At 67.4% G+C, this 18,329-nt stretch carries 15 protein-coding genes; 7 read left to right on the top strand and 8 right to left on the bottom strand.

What is annotated here, in order from left to right; genetic code table 11:
• Nucleotides 1-100: 100 nt before the first annotated feature.
• Both ACVOME_RS09025 and yeiP read left to right on the top strand, forming a co-directional pair.
• Nucleotides 101-871 carry an SDR family oxidoreductase gene (locus ACVOME_RS09025; protein ID WP_128988706.1) on the top strand — a complete coding sequence of 257 codons (771 nt, stop codon included), beginning with the start codon at nucleotides 101-103 and terminating at the stop codon, nucleotides 869-871.
• Between the two features lie 48 nt (nucleotides 872-919).
• Nucleotides 920-1,486, top strand: a complete 567-nt coding sequence (yeiP, locus tag ACVOME_RS09020; RefSeq protein WP_005409468.1) for an elongation factor P-like protein YeiP — start codon at nucleotides 920-922, stop codon at nucleotides 1,484-1,486.
• A gap of 53 nt (nucleotides 1,487-1,539) precedes the next feature.
• On the opposite strand, the gene ACVOME_RS09015 is transcribed toward yeiP, so the two are convergent.
• From ACVOME_RS09015 to ACVOME_RS09000, 4 genes are all read right to left on the bottom strand, one after another.
• Nucleotides 1,540-2,238, bottom strand: coding sequence for an MliC family protein (locus ACVOME_RS09015; protein ID WP_193396335.1), 699 nt, complete (start codon nucleotides 2,236-2,238; stop codon nucleotides 1,540-1,542).
• Nucleotides 2,239-2,321: 83 nt separating this feature from the next.
• Nucleotides 2,322-2,714, bottom strand: coding sequence for a nuclear transport factor 2 family protein (locus ACVOME_RS09010; protein ID WP_414488048.1), 393 nt, complete (start codon nucleotides 2,712-2,714; stop codon nucleotides 2,322-2,324).
• Nucleotides 2,701-5,844: a multidrug efflux RND transporter permease subunit gene (locus ACVOME_RS09005; RefSeq protein WP_481504998.1), complete on the bottom strand. Its 3,144-nt coding sequence runs from the start codon at nucleotides 5,842-5,844 to the stop codon at nucleotides 2,701-2,703. The genes ACVOME_RS09010 and ACVOME_RS09005 overlap by 14 nt, the downstream gene beginning before the upstream one ends.
• A gap of 36 nt (nucleotides 5,845-5,880) precedes the next feature.
• Nucleotides 5,881-7,029, bottom strand: a complete 1,149-nt coding sequence (locus tag ACVOME_RS09000) for an efflux RND transporter periplasmic adaptor subunit (RefSeq protein ID WP_111186469.1) — start codon at nucleotides 7,027-7,029, stop codon at nucleotides 5,881-5,883.
• A gap of 129 nt (nucleotides 7,030-7,158) precedes the next feature.
• On the opposite strand from ACVOME_RS09000, the gene ACVOME_RS08995 reads away from it, so the two are divergent.
• The gene (locus ACVOME_RS08995; RefSeq protein WP_180876004.1) at nucleotides 7,159-7,875 is read left to right on the top strand and encodes a response regulator; all 717 of its coding nucleotides are present in this window, start codon (nucleotides 7,159-7,161) and stop codon (nucleotides 7,873-7,875) included.
• On the top strand, nucleotides 7,875-8,942 hold the full coding sequence (locus tag ACVOME_RS08990) for an ATP-binding protein (RefSeq protein ID WP_053519504.1): 1,068 nt from the start codon (nucleotides 7,875-7,877) through the stop codon (nucleotides 8,940-8,942). Before ACVOME_RS08995 ends, ACVOME_RS08990 begins: the two co-directional genes overlap by 1 nt.
• Here ACVOME_RS08990 and ACVOME_RS08985 read toward each other — a convergent pair.
• The 3 genes from ACVOME_RS08985 to ACVOME_RS08975 all read right to left on the bottom strand — a co-directional run bounded on the left by ACVOME_RS08985 (nucleotide 8,920) and on the right by ACVOME_RS08975 (nucleotide 12,570).
• Complete coding sequence (locus ACVOME_RS08985) at nucleotides 8,920-10,809, bottom strand: DUF7844 domain-containing protein (protein ID WP_481504997.1); 1,890 nt, start codon at nucleotides 10,807-10,809, stop codon at nucleotides 8,920-8,922. The two genes, ACVOME_RS08990 and ACVOME_RS08985, sit on opposite strands and share 23 nt — an antisense overlap.
• 10 nt (nucleotides 10,810-10,819) lie before the next feature.
• A complete protein-coding gene (locus ACVOME_RS08980) occupies nucleotides 10,820-11,119 on the bottom strand; it encodes a DUF2388 domain-containing protein (RefSeq protein WP_481504996.1) in 300 nt (99 codons plus the stop codon).
• Nucleotides 11,120-11,181: 62 nt separating this feature from the next.
• Nucleotides 11,182-12,570: an FAD-binding oxidoreductase gene (locus tag ACVOME_RS08975; RefSeq protein ID WP_193396330.1), complete on the bottom strand. Its 1,389-nt coding sequence runs from the start codon at nucleotides 12,568-12,570 to the stop codon at nucleotides 11,182-11,184.
• A 171-nt stretch (nucleotides 12,571-12,741) separates the two neighbouring features.
• Between ACVOME_RS08975 and serA the strand changes: the two genes are divergently transcribed.
• Nucleotides 12,742-13,983 carry a phosphoglycerate dehydrogenase gene (gene serA / locus ACVOME_RS08970; protein WP_111186471.1) on the top strand — a complete coding sequence of 414 codons (1,242 nt, stop codon included), beginning with the start codon at nucleotides 12,742-12,744 and terminating at the stop codon, nucleotides 13,981-13,983.
• A gap of 94 nt (nucleotides 13,984-14,077) precedes the next feature.
• Here serA and ACVOME_RS08965 read toward each other — a convergent pair whose 3' ends face one another.
• Complete coding sequence (locus ACVOME_RS08965) at nucleotides 14,078-14,692, bottom strand: NUDIX hydrolase (RefSeq protein ID WP_081279755.1); 615 nt, start codon at nucleotides 14,690-14,692, stop codon at nucleotides 14,078-14,080.
• A 131-nt stretch (nucleotides 14,693-14,823) separates the two neighbouring features.
• Here ACVOME_RS08965 and ACVOME_RS08960 point away from each other — a divergent pair, with 131 nt between their 5' ends.
• The gene (locus tag ACVOME_RS08960) at nucleotides 14,824-16,299 is read left to right on the top strand and encodes an amino acid permease (protein ID WP_053519499.1); all 1,476 of its coding nucleotides are present in this window, start codon (nucleotides 14,824-14,826) and stop codon (nucleotides 16,297-16,299) included.
• 91 nt (nucleotides 16,300-16,390) lie between these two features.
• Nucleotides 16,391-17,818, top strand: coding sequence for an amino acid permease (locus ACVOME_RS08955; RefSeq protein ID WP_053519498.1), 1,428 nt, complete (start codon nucleotides 16,391-16,393; stop codon nucleotides 17,816-17,818).
• The last annotated feature ends 511 nt before the right edge of the window (nucleotides 17,819-18,329 follow it).

The raw sequence follows: 18,329 nt of genomic DNA, 5'->3' as shown, positions 1-18,329 counted from the left end.
ATCAGGGCGCGTCGCCCGGGCTCCGGGCGGCGCGGTGCACAACGGCAGCGGTCGTGGCTTCCGTTAGAATCGGCGGTTCTCGAACCTGCAGGACCGTGCAATGCAGCTGTCTTCCGTACGTGCCGTGATCACCGGCGGCGTTTCCGGCCTTGGCCTGGCCGTGGCCGAGCACCTCGTCGCCCAAGGCGGCAAGGTGGCCCTGTTCGACCTCAACGACGACAAAGGCAGCGCCGCCGTCGCCGCGCTGGGTGCCGACAACGCCCGCTATTTCAACGTCAACGTCAGTGATGAAGCTGCCGTGGCGGCGGCCATCGACCAGGCCCACGATTTCCTCGGCGGGCTCAACGTGGCGATGAACTGCGCCGGCATCCTCGGCGCTGGCCGTGTGCTCGGCAAGGAAGGCCCGATGCCGCTGGCCGGCTTCCAGGGCACGGTGATGGTCAACTTGGTCGGCAGCTTCAACGTGGCCAAGGCCGCCGCCAACCGCATGCAGCACAACGAGGCCGGCGCCGATGGCGAACGGGGTGTCATCATCAACACCGCCAGCATCGCCGCCTATGAGGGCCAGATCGGCCAGGCCGCGTACGCCGCCAGCAAGGGCGGTGTGGTGTCGATGACGCTGCCGATGGCCCGCGAGCTCTCGCGCTTCGGCATCCGCGTCAACACCATCGCCCCGGGCGTGTTCTGGACACCGATGGTCGATGGCATGCCTGAAGCCGTACAGCAGTCGCTTGCCGCCTCGATCCCGTTCCCGTCGCGGCTGGGCAAGCCGGAGGATTTCGCCAGCCTGGTCGGCTTCATCCTCGGCAACACCTACCTCAATGGCGAGACCATCCGCCTGGACGGCGCTACCCGCCTCGCTCCGAAGTGATTCCCCCGGGCGCCGGGACGGCGTCCACCCCCAACGACCCAGATCACCATGAAAGCCAACGACATCAAGAAGGGCAACGTCGTCGAGTACAACAACGGCGTCTACCAGATCCGCGACATCGAGCGCAGCTCCCCGCAGGGCCGGGGTGGCAACGTCCGCTTCCGCTTCATCATGTACAGCGTGCCGGGCGGCAACAAGCTCGATGCCAGCTTCGATGCCGACGACAATCTGGTCGAGGTCGAACTGCTGCGCCGCCAGTCCACCTATTCGTACAAGGATGGCGATGCGTTCGTCTTCCTCGATGACGAGGACTACACCCCCTACACCCTGGATGCGGACGTCATCGGCGACGATGCCGGCTACATCACCGATGGCCTGACCGGCATCTACGTGCAGGTGATCGACGAGCAGCCGGTGGCCATCCAGTTGCCGGCCTCGGTGGTGCTGGAAGTGATCGAGACCCCGCCGGAACTGAAGGGCGGCACCGCCACCAAGCGTCCCAAGCCGGCCAAGCTCAATACCGGTATCGAGATCATGGTGCCGGAGTACATCGTCAATGGCGAACGCGTGCTGGTGAACACTGCCACCGGCGAGTTCGCAGGCCGCGCGGACTGAGCTGACCGCACGCGCCTGGCAGAGCCGAGCCCCGCTCGGCTCTGCCGACCAACTTACGGCTGCCTGGCGCCGAAATTGCCACACCCATGGTACTGGCGCGTGCCGACGGTCAGCATCGCCTTCGCCTCGAACGGCTCGCCGCTCATGTCGTCCGTGCACGTCGTGCGCTGGAAGGTGAGCTTGATGTCGGTACCGTCCGCAGCCTTGCCACTCCACCCGTCCGCCCCCTGGTTGGGCGCGCCCACGTCGAAGTGCCGCTGGCCATAATCGACCTGCACCTGCAGGCCGGGCGTGTCACCGTCGACCACCGCCAGCCAGCCCGGTTCGTTGCCGGTCGCCCTGAACGCGGCAGCACCGGCACGGCCGTCTCCTTCCGTGGCCTCCACCGCGCGGCACTCGCGGTCCACTTCGCCTTTCAGGCTGAGCAGCCCGTCGTCGTGGCCCTTCGTCCAGAAACTGTTGCCCTGCCCGTCGCCGTACTTCGCCCCCGAAGCAGCACGCTCGGAGGTCATGGCGAACGTGCGATCCCCGATCACCACGGTGGCTGCGTCCTCGCCGTTGAACGTCGCACGCACGGCCAGATCGCCACACTGATAGGCCGTCTGGCTGGCGGTCGAGTTCGTGGACAGCGGCTGCGGCTCCGGCGGCGCCGGGTCAGCCGTGCCACCTGCTGCGGCAGGCGGCGTCGATGGCTGGCAGGCCGCCAGCACCAGGGCCAGCGAAGCCGTCGACAGACTGGAAACTACACGCATGACTCGACTCCTTGTCGACCGTACTGAAGATAACCACCCTATCATCCGGCGATGAGCCGGCGCTGAAACCGATGTGATCGCGTTCACGCCGCGAGCACCGTCATCGACAGCAGCTGCGCGCCCTCCCCGCCGGAACTACAGGCCCAGACCCGCAACAGACGCATCCGCAATGCCTGCTCCTGCCCGTGCCGGACGACCACCATCTGCACCGGGCTGGACAGCAGCGCCAGCCGACCGCACAGCAGGGTGTCCACCGCCTGCAGATGCAGCGCCCGCACCTGCAGGTGCCCGCCCAACCAGTCATCCAGCCAGGGCAGATCAAACAGACGCCCGCCATCGCCATCCATCATGAACATCGCCGGCGACAACAGCAGCGACAGTGCCTGCCGATCACCCTCGATCAGGGCCTGGCAGAGGCGCCGTTCCAGCGCCTTCAGCTGTACGTCGTGCAGCCTTTGACCGTTATCCGTTCCCATCCACAGATCCTTCCGGCAGTGGCCGGCGCCTGCGCAGGCGCCGCGCGATCCGTTGCCGCACCCCCTGCACCACCACATAGAACACCGGCACGAAGAACACCGCGAGCACGGTCGCGCTGACCATGCCACCGAACACACCGGTACCGATTGCCTGCTGTGTTTCCTTCGAGGCACCCTGCGCCACCATCAGGGGCACCACGCCGAGCGCGAACGCCAGCGACGTCATCACGATGGGCCGCAGGCGCAGGCGCGCTGCCTCCACGGCCGCTTCCACCAGCCCGCGTCCCTGCTGCTGCAGCTGTCGCGCGAACTCGACGATCAGGATCGCGTTCTTCGCCGACAGGCCGATCACCGTGATCATGCCGACCTTGAAGAACACGTCGTTGGGCATGCCCCGCAGCAGCACCGCCGCTACGGCTCCCAGCAGGCCCAGCGGCACCACCAGCATCACCGCCATTGGTATGGACCAGCTCTCGTACAGCGCCGCCAGGACCAGGAACACCACCAGCATCGACAGCAGCAGCAACCACGGGGCCTGCGCGCCGGACTCGCGCTCCTGCAGCGACTGACTGGTCCACTGCAGTGCGAAGCCCGCCGGCAGCTGCCGGGCCAGGCGCTCCATCTCGTCCATCGCCTGCCCGGTGGAAACGCCCGACGCGGGCGCGCCGGACAGATTCAATGCCGGGAAGCCGAGATAGCGCTGCAGCTGCAGGGGCGCTTCCGTCCACTGCGGATCGACCAGCTCCGACAGCGCCACCATGCCCCCTTCGCTGTTGCGGACATACAGCTTGAGCACGTCGCCCAGCTCCATCCGGTACGGCGCATCCGCCTGGACGATGACCTGCTGCAGCCGTCCCTTGTTCGGAAAGTCGTTGACGTATTGCGAGCCCATTGCCGCCGACAGCGTTCCGCTGATCTCGCTGAACGCCACGCCCATCGCCTCGGCCTTGGCGCGATCGATGTCAAGCCGGACGCTGGTACCTGCGGGCATTCCATCGGCATGCACATCGGACAGCAGTGTGCTGGACTGGGCCAGCTGCAGCAGCTGCTGGAGGGCAGCGCGCAGCTCGGCCTGGGTCTGCCCGGTCCGCGCCTGCAGCGCCAGCGAGAAGCCTGACGAGCGGCCGAGGCTGTCGATGGCCGGCGGCATCACGCTCATGACTTCGCCCTCGACCAGCGTCGACATCGCCTTCCGTACCGCCTCCACTTCGCCGGCAGCCGTCGCACCGGCACGCTCCCCCCAATCCTTCAGCATCGTGTAGGCCAGTGCAGCACTCGGCCCCGAGCCGGAGAAGCTGTACCCGAGGATCGACTGGTTGGATGCAACGCCGGGGCGCGAGGCCACGTGACGTTCGTACGCTTCAACGACGGCAAGCGTGCGCTCGGTGGTCGCCTCGGCCGGCAGCTGGATCGAGGTCATGAAGTACCCCTGGTCCTCCTCCGGCAGGAATGCCCCGGGCAACCCGTTCAGGCCCAGCAGAAGCGCTGCCACCAGTGCGACGAACACCCCCATCACGCGCCCGCTTCGCTGCAGCACAGCGGCCACGCCACGCTGGTAGCGGCCGGTCATCCGCTCGAAGCCGCGGTTGAAGGCGCCGAACAGGCCACTGCGGCCATGATGCCCGCGTGTACTTCCGCGCAGCAGCGTGGCGCACAGTGCAGGCGTGAGGCTGAGCGCCAGCAGTGCGGAGAACAGGATCGATACCGACATCGCGACGGTGAACTGACGGTAGATCGCGCCTACCGAACCACTGGCGAACGCCATCGGAATGAACACCGCGGTCAGTACCAGGGTGATGCCGATCACCGCGCCGGTCAGTTCGCGCATTGCCTTGATCGTCGCCTCGCGGGGTGGCAACCCCTCCTCGGCCATGATCCGTTCCACGCCTTCGACCACCACGATCGCATCATCGACGATGATGCCGATCGCCAGCACCATGCCGAACATGGTGAGGACGTTGATCGAGAACCCCAGCGCCAGCATCGCCGCGAACGTACCCAGCAGCGCAATCGGCGCGACCATGGCAGGTATCAGCGTATAGCGCCAGTTCTGCAGGAACAGGTACATCACCGCGAACACCAGCAGCATGGCCTCCAGCAGTGTCTGCACTACTTTGCGGATCGAGATGCTGACGAAGGGTGCGGTATCAAACGGAATGCTCGCCTCGACACCACGCGGCAGCAGCGGCGCCAGCTCGGCCATCCTTTCGCGCACCGCTGCCGCAGTGCGTACGGCGTTCGCTCCGGGCCGCAGCTGGACGCCCGCCGCCGTCGCAGGCTGACCATCCTCTCGGGTACCCCAGGCGTAGCTCTGCGCCCCCAGTTCGACCCGGGCGACGTCACCCAGCAGTACCCGCGAGCCATCCGCCCGCGCACGCAGCACGATCGAAGCGAACTGCGCGGGCGTGGACAGCTGGCCATCGGCGGTCAGCGGCACGGTCAGGCGCTGGCCGGGCAGACCGGGGGAGTCGCCGATGCGACCCGGTGCGATCTCCAGGTTCTGCTGCTCGATGGCGCTGGCAACGTCACCGATGGTCAGGCCGTACCCGGTCAGCCGCGTGGGATCGAGCCAGACGCGCATCGCCTGCTCCGCGCCGAACAGCTGCACGCGACCGACACCGTCGATGCGGCGCAGTTCCTCGATGATGTTGCGCGCCATGAAGTCACCCAGCGCGGCCTCGCTGACGCTGGCATCCGGCGAACGCAGGCCGACCAGCATCAGGAAACCGGAATCGGCCGCCTCCACGTACAGCCCGTTCTGGCGCACGCTGCGCGGCAACCGCGGCTCGATCGCCTTGATCCGGTTCTGCACATCGACCTGGGCCAGTTCGGGGTTGGTTCCCGGCTGGAAGGTCGCCGTGATCGACGCCTCCCCGGAGGTATCCACCGACGACTCGAAGTACAGCAGGTGCTTGACGCTGGACAGTTCGCGCTCGATCAGCGCGACCACCGCATCGTTCAATGTCTGCGGGCTTGCGCCTGGATAGCTCGCATAGATGCTGACACTGGGCGGAGCGACTGCCGGGTAGCGCTCCACGGCCAACCGCGGAATCGCCAGGACACCGGCAAGGATGATGAAGATCGCCAGCACCCAGGCGAACACCGGGCGATCGATGAAGAAACGTGCCATGTTGGATTTTCCTGGATCGGCCGGGTCCTGGCGGACTCAGCCCTGACGACCTGACGGTGCAGCCCCGGCAATGGCGACGGGCCGTGACCAGTCGTGCATCTGGACCACCACGCCCTCCTGCAGGCGCTCCTGGCCTTCGACGACCACCTTCTCGCCCGCCTTCAGGCCATTCCGGACCAGCCACTGCCGATCCACGCTGCCATCGATCTCCAGCGTGCGGATCACCGCCTTGCCGTCACTGCCGACCACCCAGGCGTAGGCCTGACCACCGGCACTGCGCAGTACGGCCTGCTGCGGCAGAACCAGCGCACTGGACGGAGCACCGCGCGGCACTCTTGCCCGTACGTACATTCCGGGCAGCAGCTGGCGCTGCGGGTTGTTCACCAGGATGCGCAGCATCACGTCGCCCGTACGCGCATCGACGCTGATGCCGGAGAACAGCAGCTCGCCACGTTCCGACAACGGCCGGCCCGCCGGGCCGATGATCGCCACCGACGACTGTCCACCGCTCGCGGCGCTGCGCTGCAGCGACTCCAGCTGGGACGCAGGCTGGCGAACATCCACGTAGACCTGGTCGATCTGCTGCACCACCGCCATCGGCTCGGCATCGGCCACGCCGACCAGCGCTCCCTCGGTCACCCATGCCTGATCGATGCGTCCGCTGATCGGCGCGCTGACCGTCGCATAGCGCAGGTCCAGCTGGCGGCGGGCAAGAATCGCCCGGGCTTCATTCACCGCGGCGCGCGCCTGCTCGTACTCGGCGCTGGCGTCGTCGCGATGCTGCTGGCTGACGGCCTGCGCCGCCGCCAGGGCGTGCAGCCGCTGCGACTGCACACGGCTGCGGGCAAGCGCCGCCTCGCTGCGCTGCAGGGCCGCCAGCGCTGAATCGACGTCCGCACGGAAGGCCGCCGGATCGATCTGGAACAACGCCTGCCCGGCGGTGACTTCGGCCCCCTGCTCGAACAGGCGACGCTGCACGATGCCGCCGACCTGCGCACGGATCTGTGCGGTACGCACGGCCGTCACGCGGCCCGGCAGCTCATCGTCGCGCTGCACGACCTGTGGGCCGACGGTGACCACACTCACGCGCGGTGCGGGTTCGGGGCTGGCTTCGGGCGAGGAACAGGCCGTCATGGCCAAGGCGAGGACCGCGATCAACGCGGCCGGGGTCCTGAAGGTTCTCATTGCTGTGCACAATGCCGCAGGCGCGGCGGATAGGTCATGAAGCGCGCAGTCTGCGCGGCGATGATGGGGTTTCGATGGAGGAAGTGTGGAGATACGATGGAGGCAAGCACCTTATGGCCTGATCCACGCATGCACGCCTCCACTGCCCTCGCCGCCCTGGTCCTGATCGTGGAGGACGAGGCCGAGATCGCCGACATCCTCACTGCCTATCTTGAACGTGAGGGCCTGCGCACCCTGCGCGCCGGCGACGGCCACAGTGCACTGGACCTGCACCGCAACATGCGTCCGGACCTGGTCCTGCTGGATGTACAACTGCCGCGGCTGGACGGATGGAGCGTGCTGAGCCAGCTGCGCCAGCGCGGGGAAACGCCGGTGATCATGCTGACCGCGCTCGACCAGGACCTGGACAAGCTGACCGCGCTGCGCATGGGTGCCGACGACTACGTGGTCAAGCCGTTCAACCCGGCCGAGGTGGCTGCGCGCGTGCGCGCGGTGCTGCGGCGGACGCTCAGATCCTCACGCGTGGATGCACCGGCGGCACTGCGCATCGGGCAGCTGCTGATCGATCCGGCAACCCATGCCGTGCATGTGGAAGGCGATGGCTACAGCCATGAAGTCCTGCTGACGCTGACCGAGTTCAAGCTGCTGCACTGCATGGCCCTGGCACCGACCCGCATCTTCAGCCGCAGCGAACTGATGCATGAATGCCTGCCTGAGAGTGAAGCGCTGGAGCGCACGGTCGACAGCCATGTCAGCAAGCTGCGCCGCAAGCTGGACGACGTGGGCATGGTCAACATCCCGGCCAGCGTGCGCGGCGTCGGTTACCGCCTGATGGCCGACCGCTGATGCGCCGGTCCGGGCTCAGCCGGCACATCGTCGTCTCGATGTCGCTGATGGTGATCGGCGTCATCGTGATGATGATCCTCTCGTCCTGGCTGCTGTATGCGGTGCTGGTCGAGTTTTCGCCGGCCAGTACGGTCGAGCCGGAAAGCTGGCTGCCCACCGGTCCCGAACTGGCCTGGATGGTCGGTGTCATCCTGACCGGGCTGGCCCTTGCGATCGCCGCATCGTTCCGCCTCGCCCACCGTATCCTGTCCCCGTTGAATTCGCTGGTCGACAGCGTGCGCGCGCTGGCCAGCGGCGACCTGGGCGCACGTGCCAGCGCCGACGGCAACTCTCCCGGCGAGGTCGCCGCGCTGGTCGACGACTTCAACGCGATGGCGCGCCGCCTGCAGCACATGGAAAGCGAACGGATGATGTGGCACGCCGCCATCGCCCACGAACTGCGCACGCCGGTCACCATCCTGCGCGGTCGCCTGCAGGGCCTGGCCGAAGGCGTGTTCCACCCCGACGAATCGCAGTTCCGCAGCCTGCTGGCGCAGGTGGAAGGGCTGTCGCGGCTGATCGAGGATCTGCGCGTGCTGAGCCTGGCGGACAACGCCCGGCTGGACGTGCGCCGCGCCCGTACCGATGTGGTGGCCGAAGTGCACTCGGTGATGACCCTGGTCGATCCCCAGTTCCGCGCGGCCGGCTTCGTGCTGGAACTGGAGACCAGCCGCGAGGAGCACAACGCCCACTGCGATCCGACCCGCCTGCGGCAGGCGCTTCTTGCGTTGCTGGAGAACGCACGCCGCTACGCCAGCCCGGGCCGGGTGCGGATCGCCGTGCATGACACCCCGGGACACGTGCAGGTTGCCATCGAGGATGAGGGCCCCGGCATCGATCCGGCACTGCACGCGGACATCTTCAGCCCCTTCATGCGCGCCGACGGTTCACGTTCGCGCCAGGGCGGTGGCAGCGGCCTGGGCCTGGCCGTGGTCAAGGCCATTGCCGATGCACATGGCGGAAAGGTCTACTGCGCGCCCGGTGGCAGCGGCGGCAGCCGCTTCGTCATCGAACTGCCGCGTCAGTAGGCGTCGCCTGCCGTCGCAGACGCTCACCCAGCGCCGCCAGGTTCGCGTCGATGTCATCGAGTTCCCCCCGCTGCGACGCCGGCAGCTGCTGTCGCAGCTGCATGCGCAGGGTCCGCCATGCCGGCACCGCCTGGGCGCTGGCCAGCGCAACGCGGTCGGCCAGCAGTACCTGTTCCTCGGGCAGCGGCAAGCCGTAGCCGCCGTCCGCCAGCAGCTCCCCAGGACGCAGCCACTGCCCGCTCAGGTCCAGCAGTTCACGCAGACTGCGTGCCTCAGCGCTCTCCGGCGCCGCCAGCAGACTACGCTTCAGCACATCACGCGCGCGCAGCTCCGCGCGTCGCTGCGCGGCCTGTTCCAGCAGCAGCAGGCCAGCACTTGCGCGCAGATCACCCTGCAGCAGCCAGGGGCCGCGCTCGCGCGCGGGCAGATTCAGCCATGCGCGCACGTCGCGCGCCGGCAAGGCGAGCTGGGTGGCAGCCACGGAAAAAAGCTGCTGGTAATGATCACGCGCGGAAGCAAAGTAATACCCCTGCGCCTGCGCACCCGCCCGATCCGCCAGGACCTGGTCGTCCAGAACATGCAGCCGTGCCAGCCGACGCCGCAGTCCCCGCGGGGTGAGCTGGGCGAGCCCGGCCTGGCCGAGCCGGGGCACGCCGGCCTGCAGCAGTTTCGCAGTCTCCACCGCGCAGTTGTTGCTGACGAAGTAGTAGCGTCCATCATAGGTCCAATGCACCTGCGCGGTGCGTTCCAGCAGGCTGGCGATTTCTTCGCGCTGCAGGCGCAGGGGCAGCGACTGCAGGCCACGCAGCTCGACCTTGGTGTATTCATCCACCACCTGTTGCAGCGGCAGCACGAACAGGCGCGAAGGATAGTCGCCGGTCAGGCCACGCCAGTTGGAAATCTGCACATCGCCCACGAACGCGCGGAAGGACAGCACGCGGTGATGTTCGAGATCCAGCCGGCACGCCGGTCCCGGCGTCCGGCCCGGCCGGCAGATGACAAGCCGCAGCATGCTGTGGCCCCAGCGGCTCATCGGCTGCCGGCTGCCTTCGGCGAACAGGTAGTCCACCGCATAGACGCGCGCGGGATCCAGCTGCAGCAACGAGGCTGCCCCCTCCTCCGCTTCGGCCTGCAGCAGTGGGAGGGTTGCCTCACAGTGCGGGCGTGGCAGCGATGGCGGCGTGCCGAAATGCGCCCGGTACCACTGCGCCAGGGCTGGACGGCGGCAGGCGAACGCACCATCGAGCACGAAATGCTCGGCATTCACTGCCAGGTACTCGGCCGCATCCGTCAGCTCGTAGGGATCCGGACTGCGGTCACGGAAATCATTGTCACCGCGGCCCAGATGCCACGGCCTGCGCTGCCAGCCGGACAGATCGCGCCAGCGCGCGCTGCGCGACCAGCCTGCACCGTTGCGGTCGGCAACGTGGGCCAGTTCGTGCACCAGCGCGCTGCGTCGCGCGCGGCGGGCGCCGGGCACCTCCTCATCCAGCAGGTCGCGACGCAGCGACACGCGTCCGCCAAAGGCCCGACCGTGCACATCGGCCGGCAGGGCCTCACTCCAGCGCACCTGCACCTGCGGCGGCAACGCGCGCAGCAGCCCCTCGGGCAGCAGCGACTGCACGTCGGCCAGGGTCTGCCGGGCCAGCCGTTGTTGTGTTGGGTCCAGGCCTGCGGGGTCCAGCTGCAGGCGGTCGGTCGCATGCGCCACCGGTATCGCCAGCCACGCCAATGCGATACCCCATCCTGCATGCAGGGCACGCTTGGACAGCGCCGGGTCGCGGCCGGCATCTGCTGCTGCCCGCGTACGCAAGACGTTCAGCCGTGCATCGGCCGGCGCCACGGCAAACGAAACCGCGGGCGGCATGCGGCCCGGATCAACGCGCCAGCAGGGCGCGCGCCAGTTCCAGATCGCTCTGCTGCTGCGCGGCAGCGTCCTGCTCGCGCAGATGGACCAGCGCGGCCTGCAGGCGCGCGCCACGGATATGGCCGTCGCTGGCGACAAAGGCCGCGGCATCATCGCGCGCTGCGCGCACGACCTTGTCGTCACCCGAGCTGCTGCCCGACGAGCCGGACGATGCACCGGTTGCCGAACCGGCCGAGGTGCCGGCGAAGCTGGAAGCGAAGCCGGCCAGCGGCAGGGACAGCAGGGCAATCAGCAGGAACGGTCGGATCATCGGTCGAAGGCCGGTTGAAGGAATGGGAGGAGCGTAACGGGTGCGTGAAGGGTTTGCCCAGATCAGGCGTCGAACAGCTTGCCCGGGTTCAGCCGCCCTTCGGGATCGAACGCGCGCTTGACCGCCTTCATCAACGCGATTTCCGCCGACCCGCGCGTGCTGTCCAGGTAACCCTTCTTGACCAGGCCGATCCCGTGTTCGGCCGAAATGCTGCCATCGAAACGCGCCAGCACCTGCGCCAGCAGCTTGGTCACCTGCTCGCACTGCGCAAGGAACTCGGCGTCGCTGGTGTCGTCCGGCTTCAGCACGTTGATGTGCAGGTTGCCGTCGCCGATATGGCCGAACCAGACCACATCGAAGTGTGGATAAGCCTGGCCGATCAGCGCCTGTGTCTCGGCCAGGAATGCCGGCATCGCCGAGATACGCACCGAGACGTCATTCTTGTAGGGCTTGTAGCGCGCCAGTGATTCGGTGATGCCCTCCCGCAGGCGCCACAGCTGGGCCGCCTGTGCGTCGCTGGCGCTGATCACGCCGTCGCTGACCCAGCCGTTGCCCATGCAGTCCTCGAAGGCCGCCATGGCCGCGGCTTCCTGTGCCTCATCATTGGCAGCGAACTCGGTCACGACATAGTACGGATGCACTTCGTCGAACGGCGCCTGCGCACCATGTGCCAGCACGTGTTCCAGCGCCCGGTCGGTGAAGAACTCGAACGCCTGCAGCTGCAGGCGCGCGCGGAAGGCGGCGAATACCTGCATCAGCACCTCGAAGCTGGGCAACGCCAGCAGCATCACGTTGCTGGCCGGCGGGGGATCGGTCAGCTTCACCGTTGCCTCGACGATCACGCCCAGCGTGCCTTCTGAACCGATCAGCAGCTGGCGGAAGTCGTAGCCGCTGGAGTTCTTGATCAGGCCCTTGTTCAATTCCAGCAGCTCGCCGCTGGCAGTGACCACCTTCAACCCGGCGATCCATTCACGGGTGTTGCCGTACCGGATCACGCGGATGCCGCCGGCATTGGTGGCGATGTTGCCGCCGATCGAACACGATCCGCGCGCGGCGAAGTCGACCGGATAGATCAATCCATGCTCCAGCGCGGCGTTGTGCAGCGCTTCGAGCGGCATGCCGGCCTGTACCACCAGGGTCCGGTCGACCGCGTCGTAGGCCAGGGCCTTGTTCATCCGTTCCAGGCTCAGCACCAGTTCGCCGTGGGCGGCTACCGCGCCGCCGGACAGCCCGGTACGGCCGCCGGAGGGCACGACCGCAACCGCTTCGGCCGCGCTCCAGCGCATCACCGCCTGCACCTCCTCGACCGTGGCCGGCAGCGCGATCGCCAGCGGCGCCGGCGTCCAGCGCCGGGTCCAGTCGCGACCGTAATGCTCCAGGTCGGATGGGTCGGTCTTCAGCTTCAGGCCGGGACAGGCCTGCAGCAGCGAGGCAATGCGGGAATCGGTCATGTCGGTCCAGCGCGGTGCGTGACGAACGGGCAAGCGTGCCAGTGGCACGCGCCAGCGTCCAGCCCCGCAGTGCCGCACAGATAGCTACGGATGCAACCAATTGCGCACTGCACCATGGGCGGTCCGATCTGGCATAGTGGTCAGCCCCTGTCCCACTGGCCGTGTTGCCCCATGTCGCCGAAGAAGACCTCGTTCCCGAAGCAGGATATCCGCGTGCTGTTGCTGGAGGGGGTCAGCCAGACCGCCGTGGAGGTATTCAGCGCCGCCGGCTACAGCCAGATCGAGGCGCACACCAAGGCGCTGCCCGAGGACGAACTGAAGGCGCGCATCGCCGAGGCGCATATCGTCGGCATCCGTTCGCGCACCCAGCTCAGCGCCGAGGTGCTGGCCGAGGCCAAGCGCCTGATCGCGGTGGGCTGCTTCTGCATCGGCACCAACCAGGTCGATCTGGACGCGGCCGAGCTGGCCGGCATCCCGGTGTTCAACGCGCCCTATTCCAACACCCGCAGCGTGGCCGAACTGGTGATCGCCGAGGCGATCATGCTGACCCGTGGCATCCCGCAGAAGAACGCTGAATGCCACCGCGGCGGCTGGTCGAAGTCCGCCAGCGGCAGCCATGAGGTACGGGGCAAGACGCTGGGCATCATCGGCTACGGCCACATCGGCACCCAGGTCGGCGTGCTGGCCGAATCGCTGGGCATGCAGGTGATCTTCCACGACGTGGAAACCAAGCTGGCGCTGGGCAATGCGCGTGCCGCGGCCAGCCTGGACGACCTGCTGGCACGTGCCGACATCGTTACCCTGCACGTGCCGGAGACCCCGGCCACGCAGTGGATGATCGGCAGCACCGAGCTGGCGAAGATGCGCAAGGGCGCGCACCTGATCAATGCGGCGCGCGGCACCGTGGTCGACATCGATGCGCTGGACGCAGCGCTGGCCAGCGGCCATGTCGGTGGGGCTGCACTGGATGTGTTCCCGGTGGAGCCGAAGGGCAACGGCGACATCTTCGAATCACCGCTGACCCGCCACGACAACGTGATCCTGACCCCGCATGTCGGCGGCAGCACGCTGGAAGCGCAGGACAACATCGGCGTGGAAGTCGCCGCCAAGCTAGTGCGCTACAGCGACAACGGCAGCACCCTGTCGGCGGTCAACTTCCCGGAAGTGACCCTGCCCGAACACGAAGACAGCCTGCGCCTGCTGCACATCCACCAGAACGTGCCGGGCGTGCTGTCCAAGGTCAACGAGATCTTCTCGCGCCACAACGTCAACATCGACGGCCAGTTCCTGCGCACGGACCCGAAGGTGGGTTACGTGGTGATCGACATCACCGCCAGCGAGGAGCAGGCCACCGCGGTGCGCGAAGAACTGGCAGCCATTCCGGGCACGTTGCGCACCCGCATCCTGTATTGATTGAAGGTTCGCCAGGCACGGCCCGGCACTGTCCACACGATCACGGTAGCGCCGGGCCATGCCCGGCGGCCCGCGCATGAGGTGGACGTCCCCGTCAGCGCGCCAACCACCGGCGCGCCATGCGCTGCATCGATTCGTCCGATTCCGGGTCGGCCGCGACTTCGGTCACCGGCCGCCAGGCCAGGTCCAGCGATTCCTCGCTGAGCACGAAGTCCTCGCCACCCAGCGCCCGGATCACGAAGCGCACGTCGTAGTGCCAATGCCCCGGCACGTCCCCGCGTTCGGGGATCCAGTGCTTGTCCAGGTCGAAGATCGCCGGATCGTCCAGCACCAGCCCGGACAGCCCCGACTCCTCCTCTGCCTCCTTCAGCGCCACCCGGGCCAGGTCGCGGTCGCCGTCGGCGTGGCCGCCCAGCTGCAGCCAGCGCTGCAGCTTGCGGTGGTGGGTCAGCAGCAGGCGCTGGCCATCGGCGCTGACCAGCCAGCAGCTGGCGGTGAAGTGGCCGGCCAACCGCTCGCGCCGGAACGGATCTTCCGGATCGTCCAGCAATGTGCCGAATTCGGCAGCCAGGGCGTCGTGGGCGGGCTCGAGGCGCGCATGGTCCCGCAGCAGACTGCGCAGGCGATCATCAAGCGCGGCAAGGGTTTCGGCGGTGTGGCTCATGAATGGGGGTGGTTCGGAAAAATACTGTTCATTATCGCCGCTCATTGTTGCGATTGCGCTTGTGCGTTGGCTTCAGCTTTGGCTAAGGTACAGCGGGCCGTTCGCGCGGCCTTCACCATTCAGGGCTGCCGGCAACGTATCGACGGCCCCCAAACCGATCATTAGGGAAGTACTGCATGCTGAAAGCTCTGTTGAGGGTCAAGCCGGTGCAACCGGCCGGGCACGTCGATGCCGGCGAACCCATCGAAGGCAGCCTGGACGGCGAAGCCACGCTGAAACGGACCCTCACGGCGAAACACCTGATCCTGCTTGGCGTAGGGGCGGTGATCGGTGCAGGCATCTTCGTACTGACCGGTCAGGCCGCGGCCAACCACGCCGGCCCGGCAGTGATGCTCTCGTTCGTCTTCGCCGGCATCGCATGTGCACTCGCCGGCCTGTGCTACGCCGAGTTCGCCGCGATGATGCCGGTATCGGGCAGCGCCTACTCCTACTCCTACGCCACGCTCGGCGAGGGCATGGCCTGGTTCATCGGCTGGTGTCTGGTACTGGAGTACCTGTTCGCCTCGGCCTCGGTCGCGGTGGGCTGGTCGGCCTACCTGATCAGTTTCATCACCACCACGCTGCACATGCCGTTCCCTGACGCACTCAGTGCGGCACCGATCGCATGGACCGGCAGCGAGTTCATCTCTTCCGGCAAGCTGTTCAACCTGCCGGCGGTCCTGATCGTCGCTGCGGTCTCGGGCCTGCTGTACGTCGGCGTGACCCAGTCGGCCTTCGTCAACGCCATCATCGTGGCCATCAAGGTCACCGTGATCTGCCTGTTCATCGGCTTCGGCGCCGCCCACATCGATCCGGCCAACTGGCAGCCCTTCATTCCGGAAAACACCGGCGTATCCGGCGAGTTCGGCTGGAGCGGCGTGTTCCGTGCCGCCACCATCGTGTTCTTCGCCTATATCGGCTTCGACGCGGTTTCCACCGCAGCCGGCGAAACCAAGGACCCGCAGCGCAACATGCCGATCGGCCTGCTCGGGTCGCTGGCCGTGTGCACCCTCGTCTACATCATCGTCTGCGCCGTGCTGACCGGCATGATGCCGTATCACCTGCTGGGCACCGACAAGCCCGTGGCCACCGCGCTGGAGCCCTATGCCAGCCTGTCCTGGCTGAAGACCGCAGTCGAGATCGGCGCCATCGCCGGCCTGTCCTCGGTGGTGCTGGTGATGATGATGGGCCAGACCCGCATCGCCTACACGATCTCCCGCGACGGCCTGCTGCCGAAGTTCTTCGGCAAGGTCCATGCCCGCTTCCGCACCCCGTACTGGGCCACGATCGTGGTCGGTGTGATCGCTGCGGCACTGGCCGGCCTGATGCCGCTGAACGTGCTGGGCGAACTGGTCTCGATGGGTACCCTGCTGGCGTTCGCGACCGTATGCATCGGCGTGCTGGTTCTGCGCTATACCCGTCCGGAGCTGCATCGTCCGTTCCGCGTCCCGGTGGTGTGGATCATCTGCCCGCTGGGCGCGGCGGCCTGCCTGTTCCTGTTCTGGCAGGCCTTCGTGGTGCACTGGCATCTGTTCGTCGGCTGGACGGTGCTGGGCCTGCTGATCTACTTCGGCTACGGCATGCGCAACAGCAAGCTGGCCAAGTCCGCCTGAACCTGCGGGCCGGCCCTGCGCCGGCCCGTCTGCTCCTGCCAGTGTTTCCGCCCGCGCGCCCACCCGGCGCGCATCGACAAGATCCCCACACATGTTCAAGCAACTCTGGGCCACCAAGCACCCGCATGCCGCCCATGAAGACGCCAATGGCCTGAGCCTGCGCCGCCACCTCGGACCCTGGGGGTTGACCGCCCTGGGCATCGGCGCAGTGATCGGCGGCGGCATCTTCGTCATCACCGGGCAGGCCGCAGCCAACCATGCCGGCCCGGCCATCATGCTGTCCTTCGTGCTGGCCGCCATCTGCTGCGCGTTCTGCGCCATGGCCTACGCCGAGTTCGCCTCGATGGTGCCGGTCTCGGGCAGCGCCTATACCTACACCTATGCCACCTTCGGCGAGCTCTCGGCCTGGTTCATCGGCTGGATGCTGGTGCTGGAGTACGGCGTGTCCGCCTCGGCAGTGGCGGTCAGCTGGACCGGCTACTTCCTCAGCCTGCTCAGTCACTTCGACATCCACCTGCCGGCCGCGCTGGTGAGCGCACCGCTGGACGGGCAGCTGCGCCCGACCGGCGCGATCGCCAACCTGCCCGCGGCCATCCTGGTGCTGCTGCTGACCTGGCTGTGCTACGTGGGCATCAGCAAGTCCTCGGCCATGAACATGGCCATGGTGGTGCTCAAGACCGGCCTGATCGTGCTGGTGATCGTGGTTGGCTGGAAGTACGTCGATCCGGCCAACTGGACCCCGTTCATTCCGGAGAACCAGGGGCCCGGCAAGTACGGCATGGAGGGCGTGCTGCGTGGCGCTGCCATGGTGTTCTTCGCCTATATCGGTTTCGAGGCGGTCTCGGTGGCGGCACAGGAGTCACACCGTCCGCAGCGCGACATGCCGATCGGCATGATGCTCTCGCTGGTGGTCTGCACGGTGCTGTACATCGCCATGGCGGCCGTCATGACCGGCCTGGTGCCGTACACCCTGCTCGGCACCGATGAGCCGGTGGTCACCGCCGTCGCGGCGCATCCCCAGCTGGGCTGGCTGCGGGTGGTGGTGGAAATCGGGGCACTGGTCGGCCTTTCTTCGGTCGTACTGGTGATGGTGATCGCGCAGCCGCGCATCTTCATGATCATGGGTCGCGATGGCCTGCTGCCGCCCGTGTTCACCCGGATCCATCCGAAGTACCGCACTCCGCATATCAATACGGTCATCACCGGGATCGGCATCGCCCTGCTGGCTGCGCTGTTCCCGCTGGACGTGCTCGGCGAACTGACCTCGATGGGCACGCTGATCGCCTTCGCGGCGGTGTGTGCGGGCGTGCTGATCCTGCGCCGCACCCAACCGGACCTGCCGCGCCCGTTCCGCATGCCGATGGCGTGGCTGATCTGCAGCCTGGGCGTGCTCAGCTGCCTGGCGCTGCTGTCGGCGATGACCATGCACAACTGGATGCTGATGGGCGTGTGGACGTTCTTCGGGTTCGTGATCTATTTCTGCTACGGCTTCCGGCACAGCCGCCTGCGGGTGAAGTAAGGGGTTCTGCATTGCAGGGCCTGCGGCCCTGCACCCGCCGTTGAAGCCGGAGCAACGGCAACGGCAACAGCAACAGCGGGGCCGAGGGTTTGGCGGGGGGGGGGGGGGGGGGGGGGGGGGGGGGGCGCGCACATACCCCGGGGGGGGGGGGGGGCCCCCCCCCCCCCCCCCCCCCCCCCCCCCCCCCCCCCCCCCCCCGCCCCACCTCCGACAGTCTCCTGGCGCGTCTGGTTGGTCCACGTCTTGCGTGGATGAATTCGTCCAGGAGATGAATTTTCGTAGGTCGATGAATCCTCTGTAGAGCGGAGCCATGCTCCGCTCCGAGCAAGCGCAGCGAAGCGACCCGCTTTTCGCTTTTCCTTCTTCACTCCGTGGCTGACGCGCACGGAACCTGTCCGTGGCCGGGCGGGTGGGTTGTGCAGGGGTGTCCGCGGCCGGGGTGGCGCGGCCCAGCCCCCAACGATGGGTTTTAGGGGGCCCCAGCCCCAGTGTGTTATAAACAAAACCCAGC

The organism is Stenotrophomonas sp. STEN008 (assembly GCF_056760435.1).
This window is presented reverse-complemented; position numbering and strand designations above follow the sequence as displayed.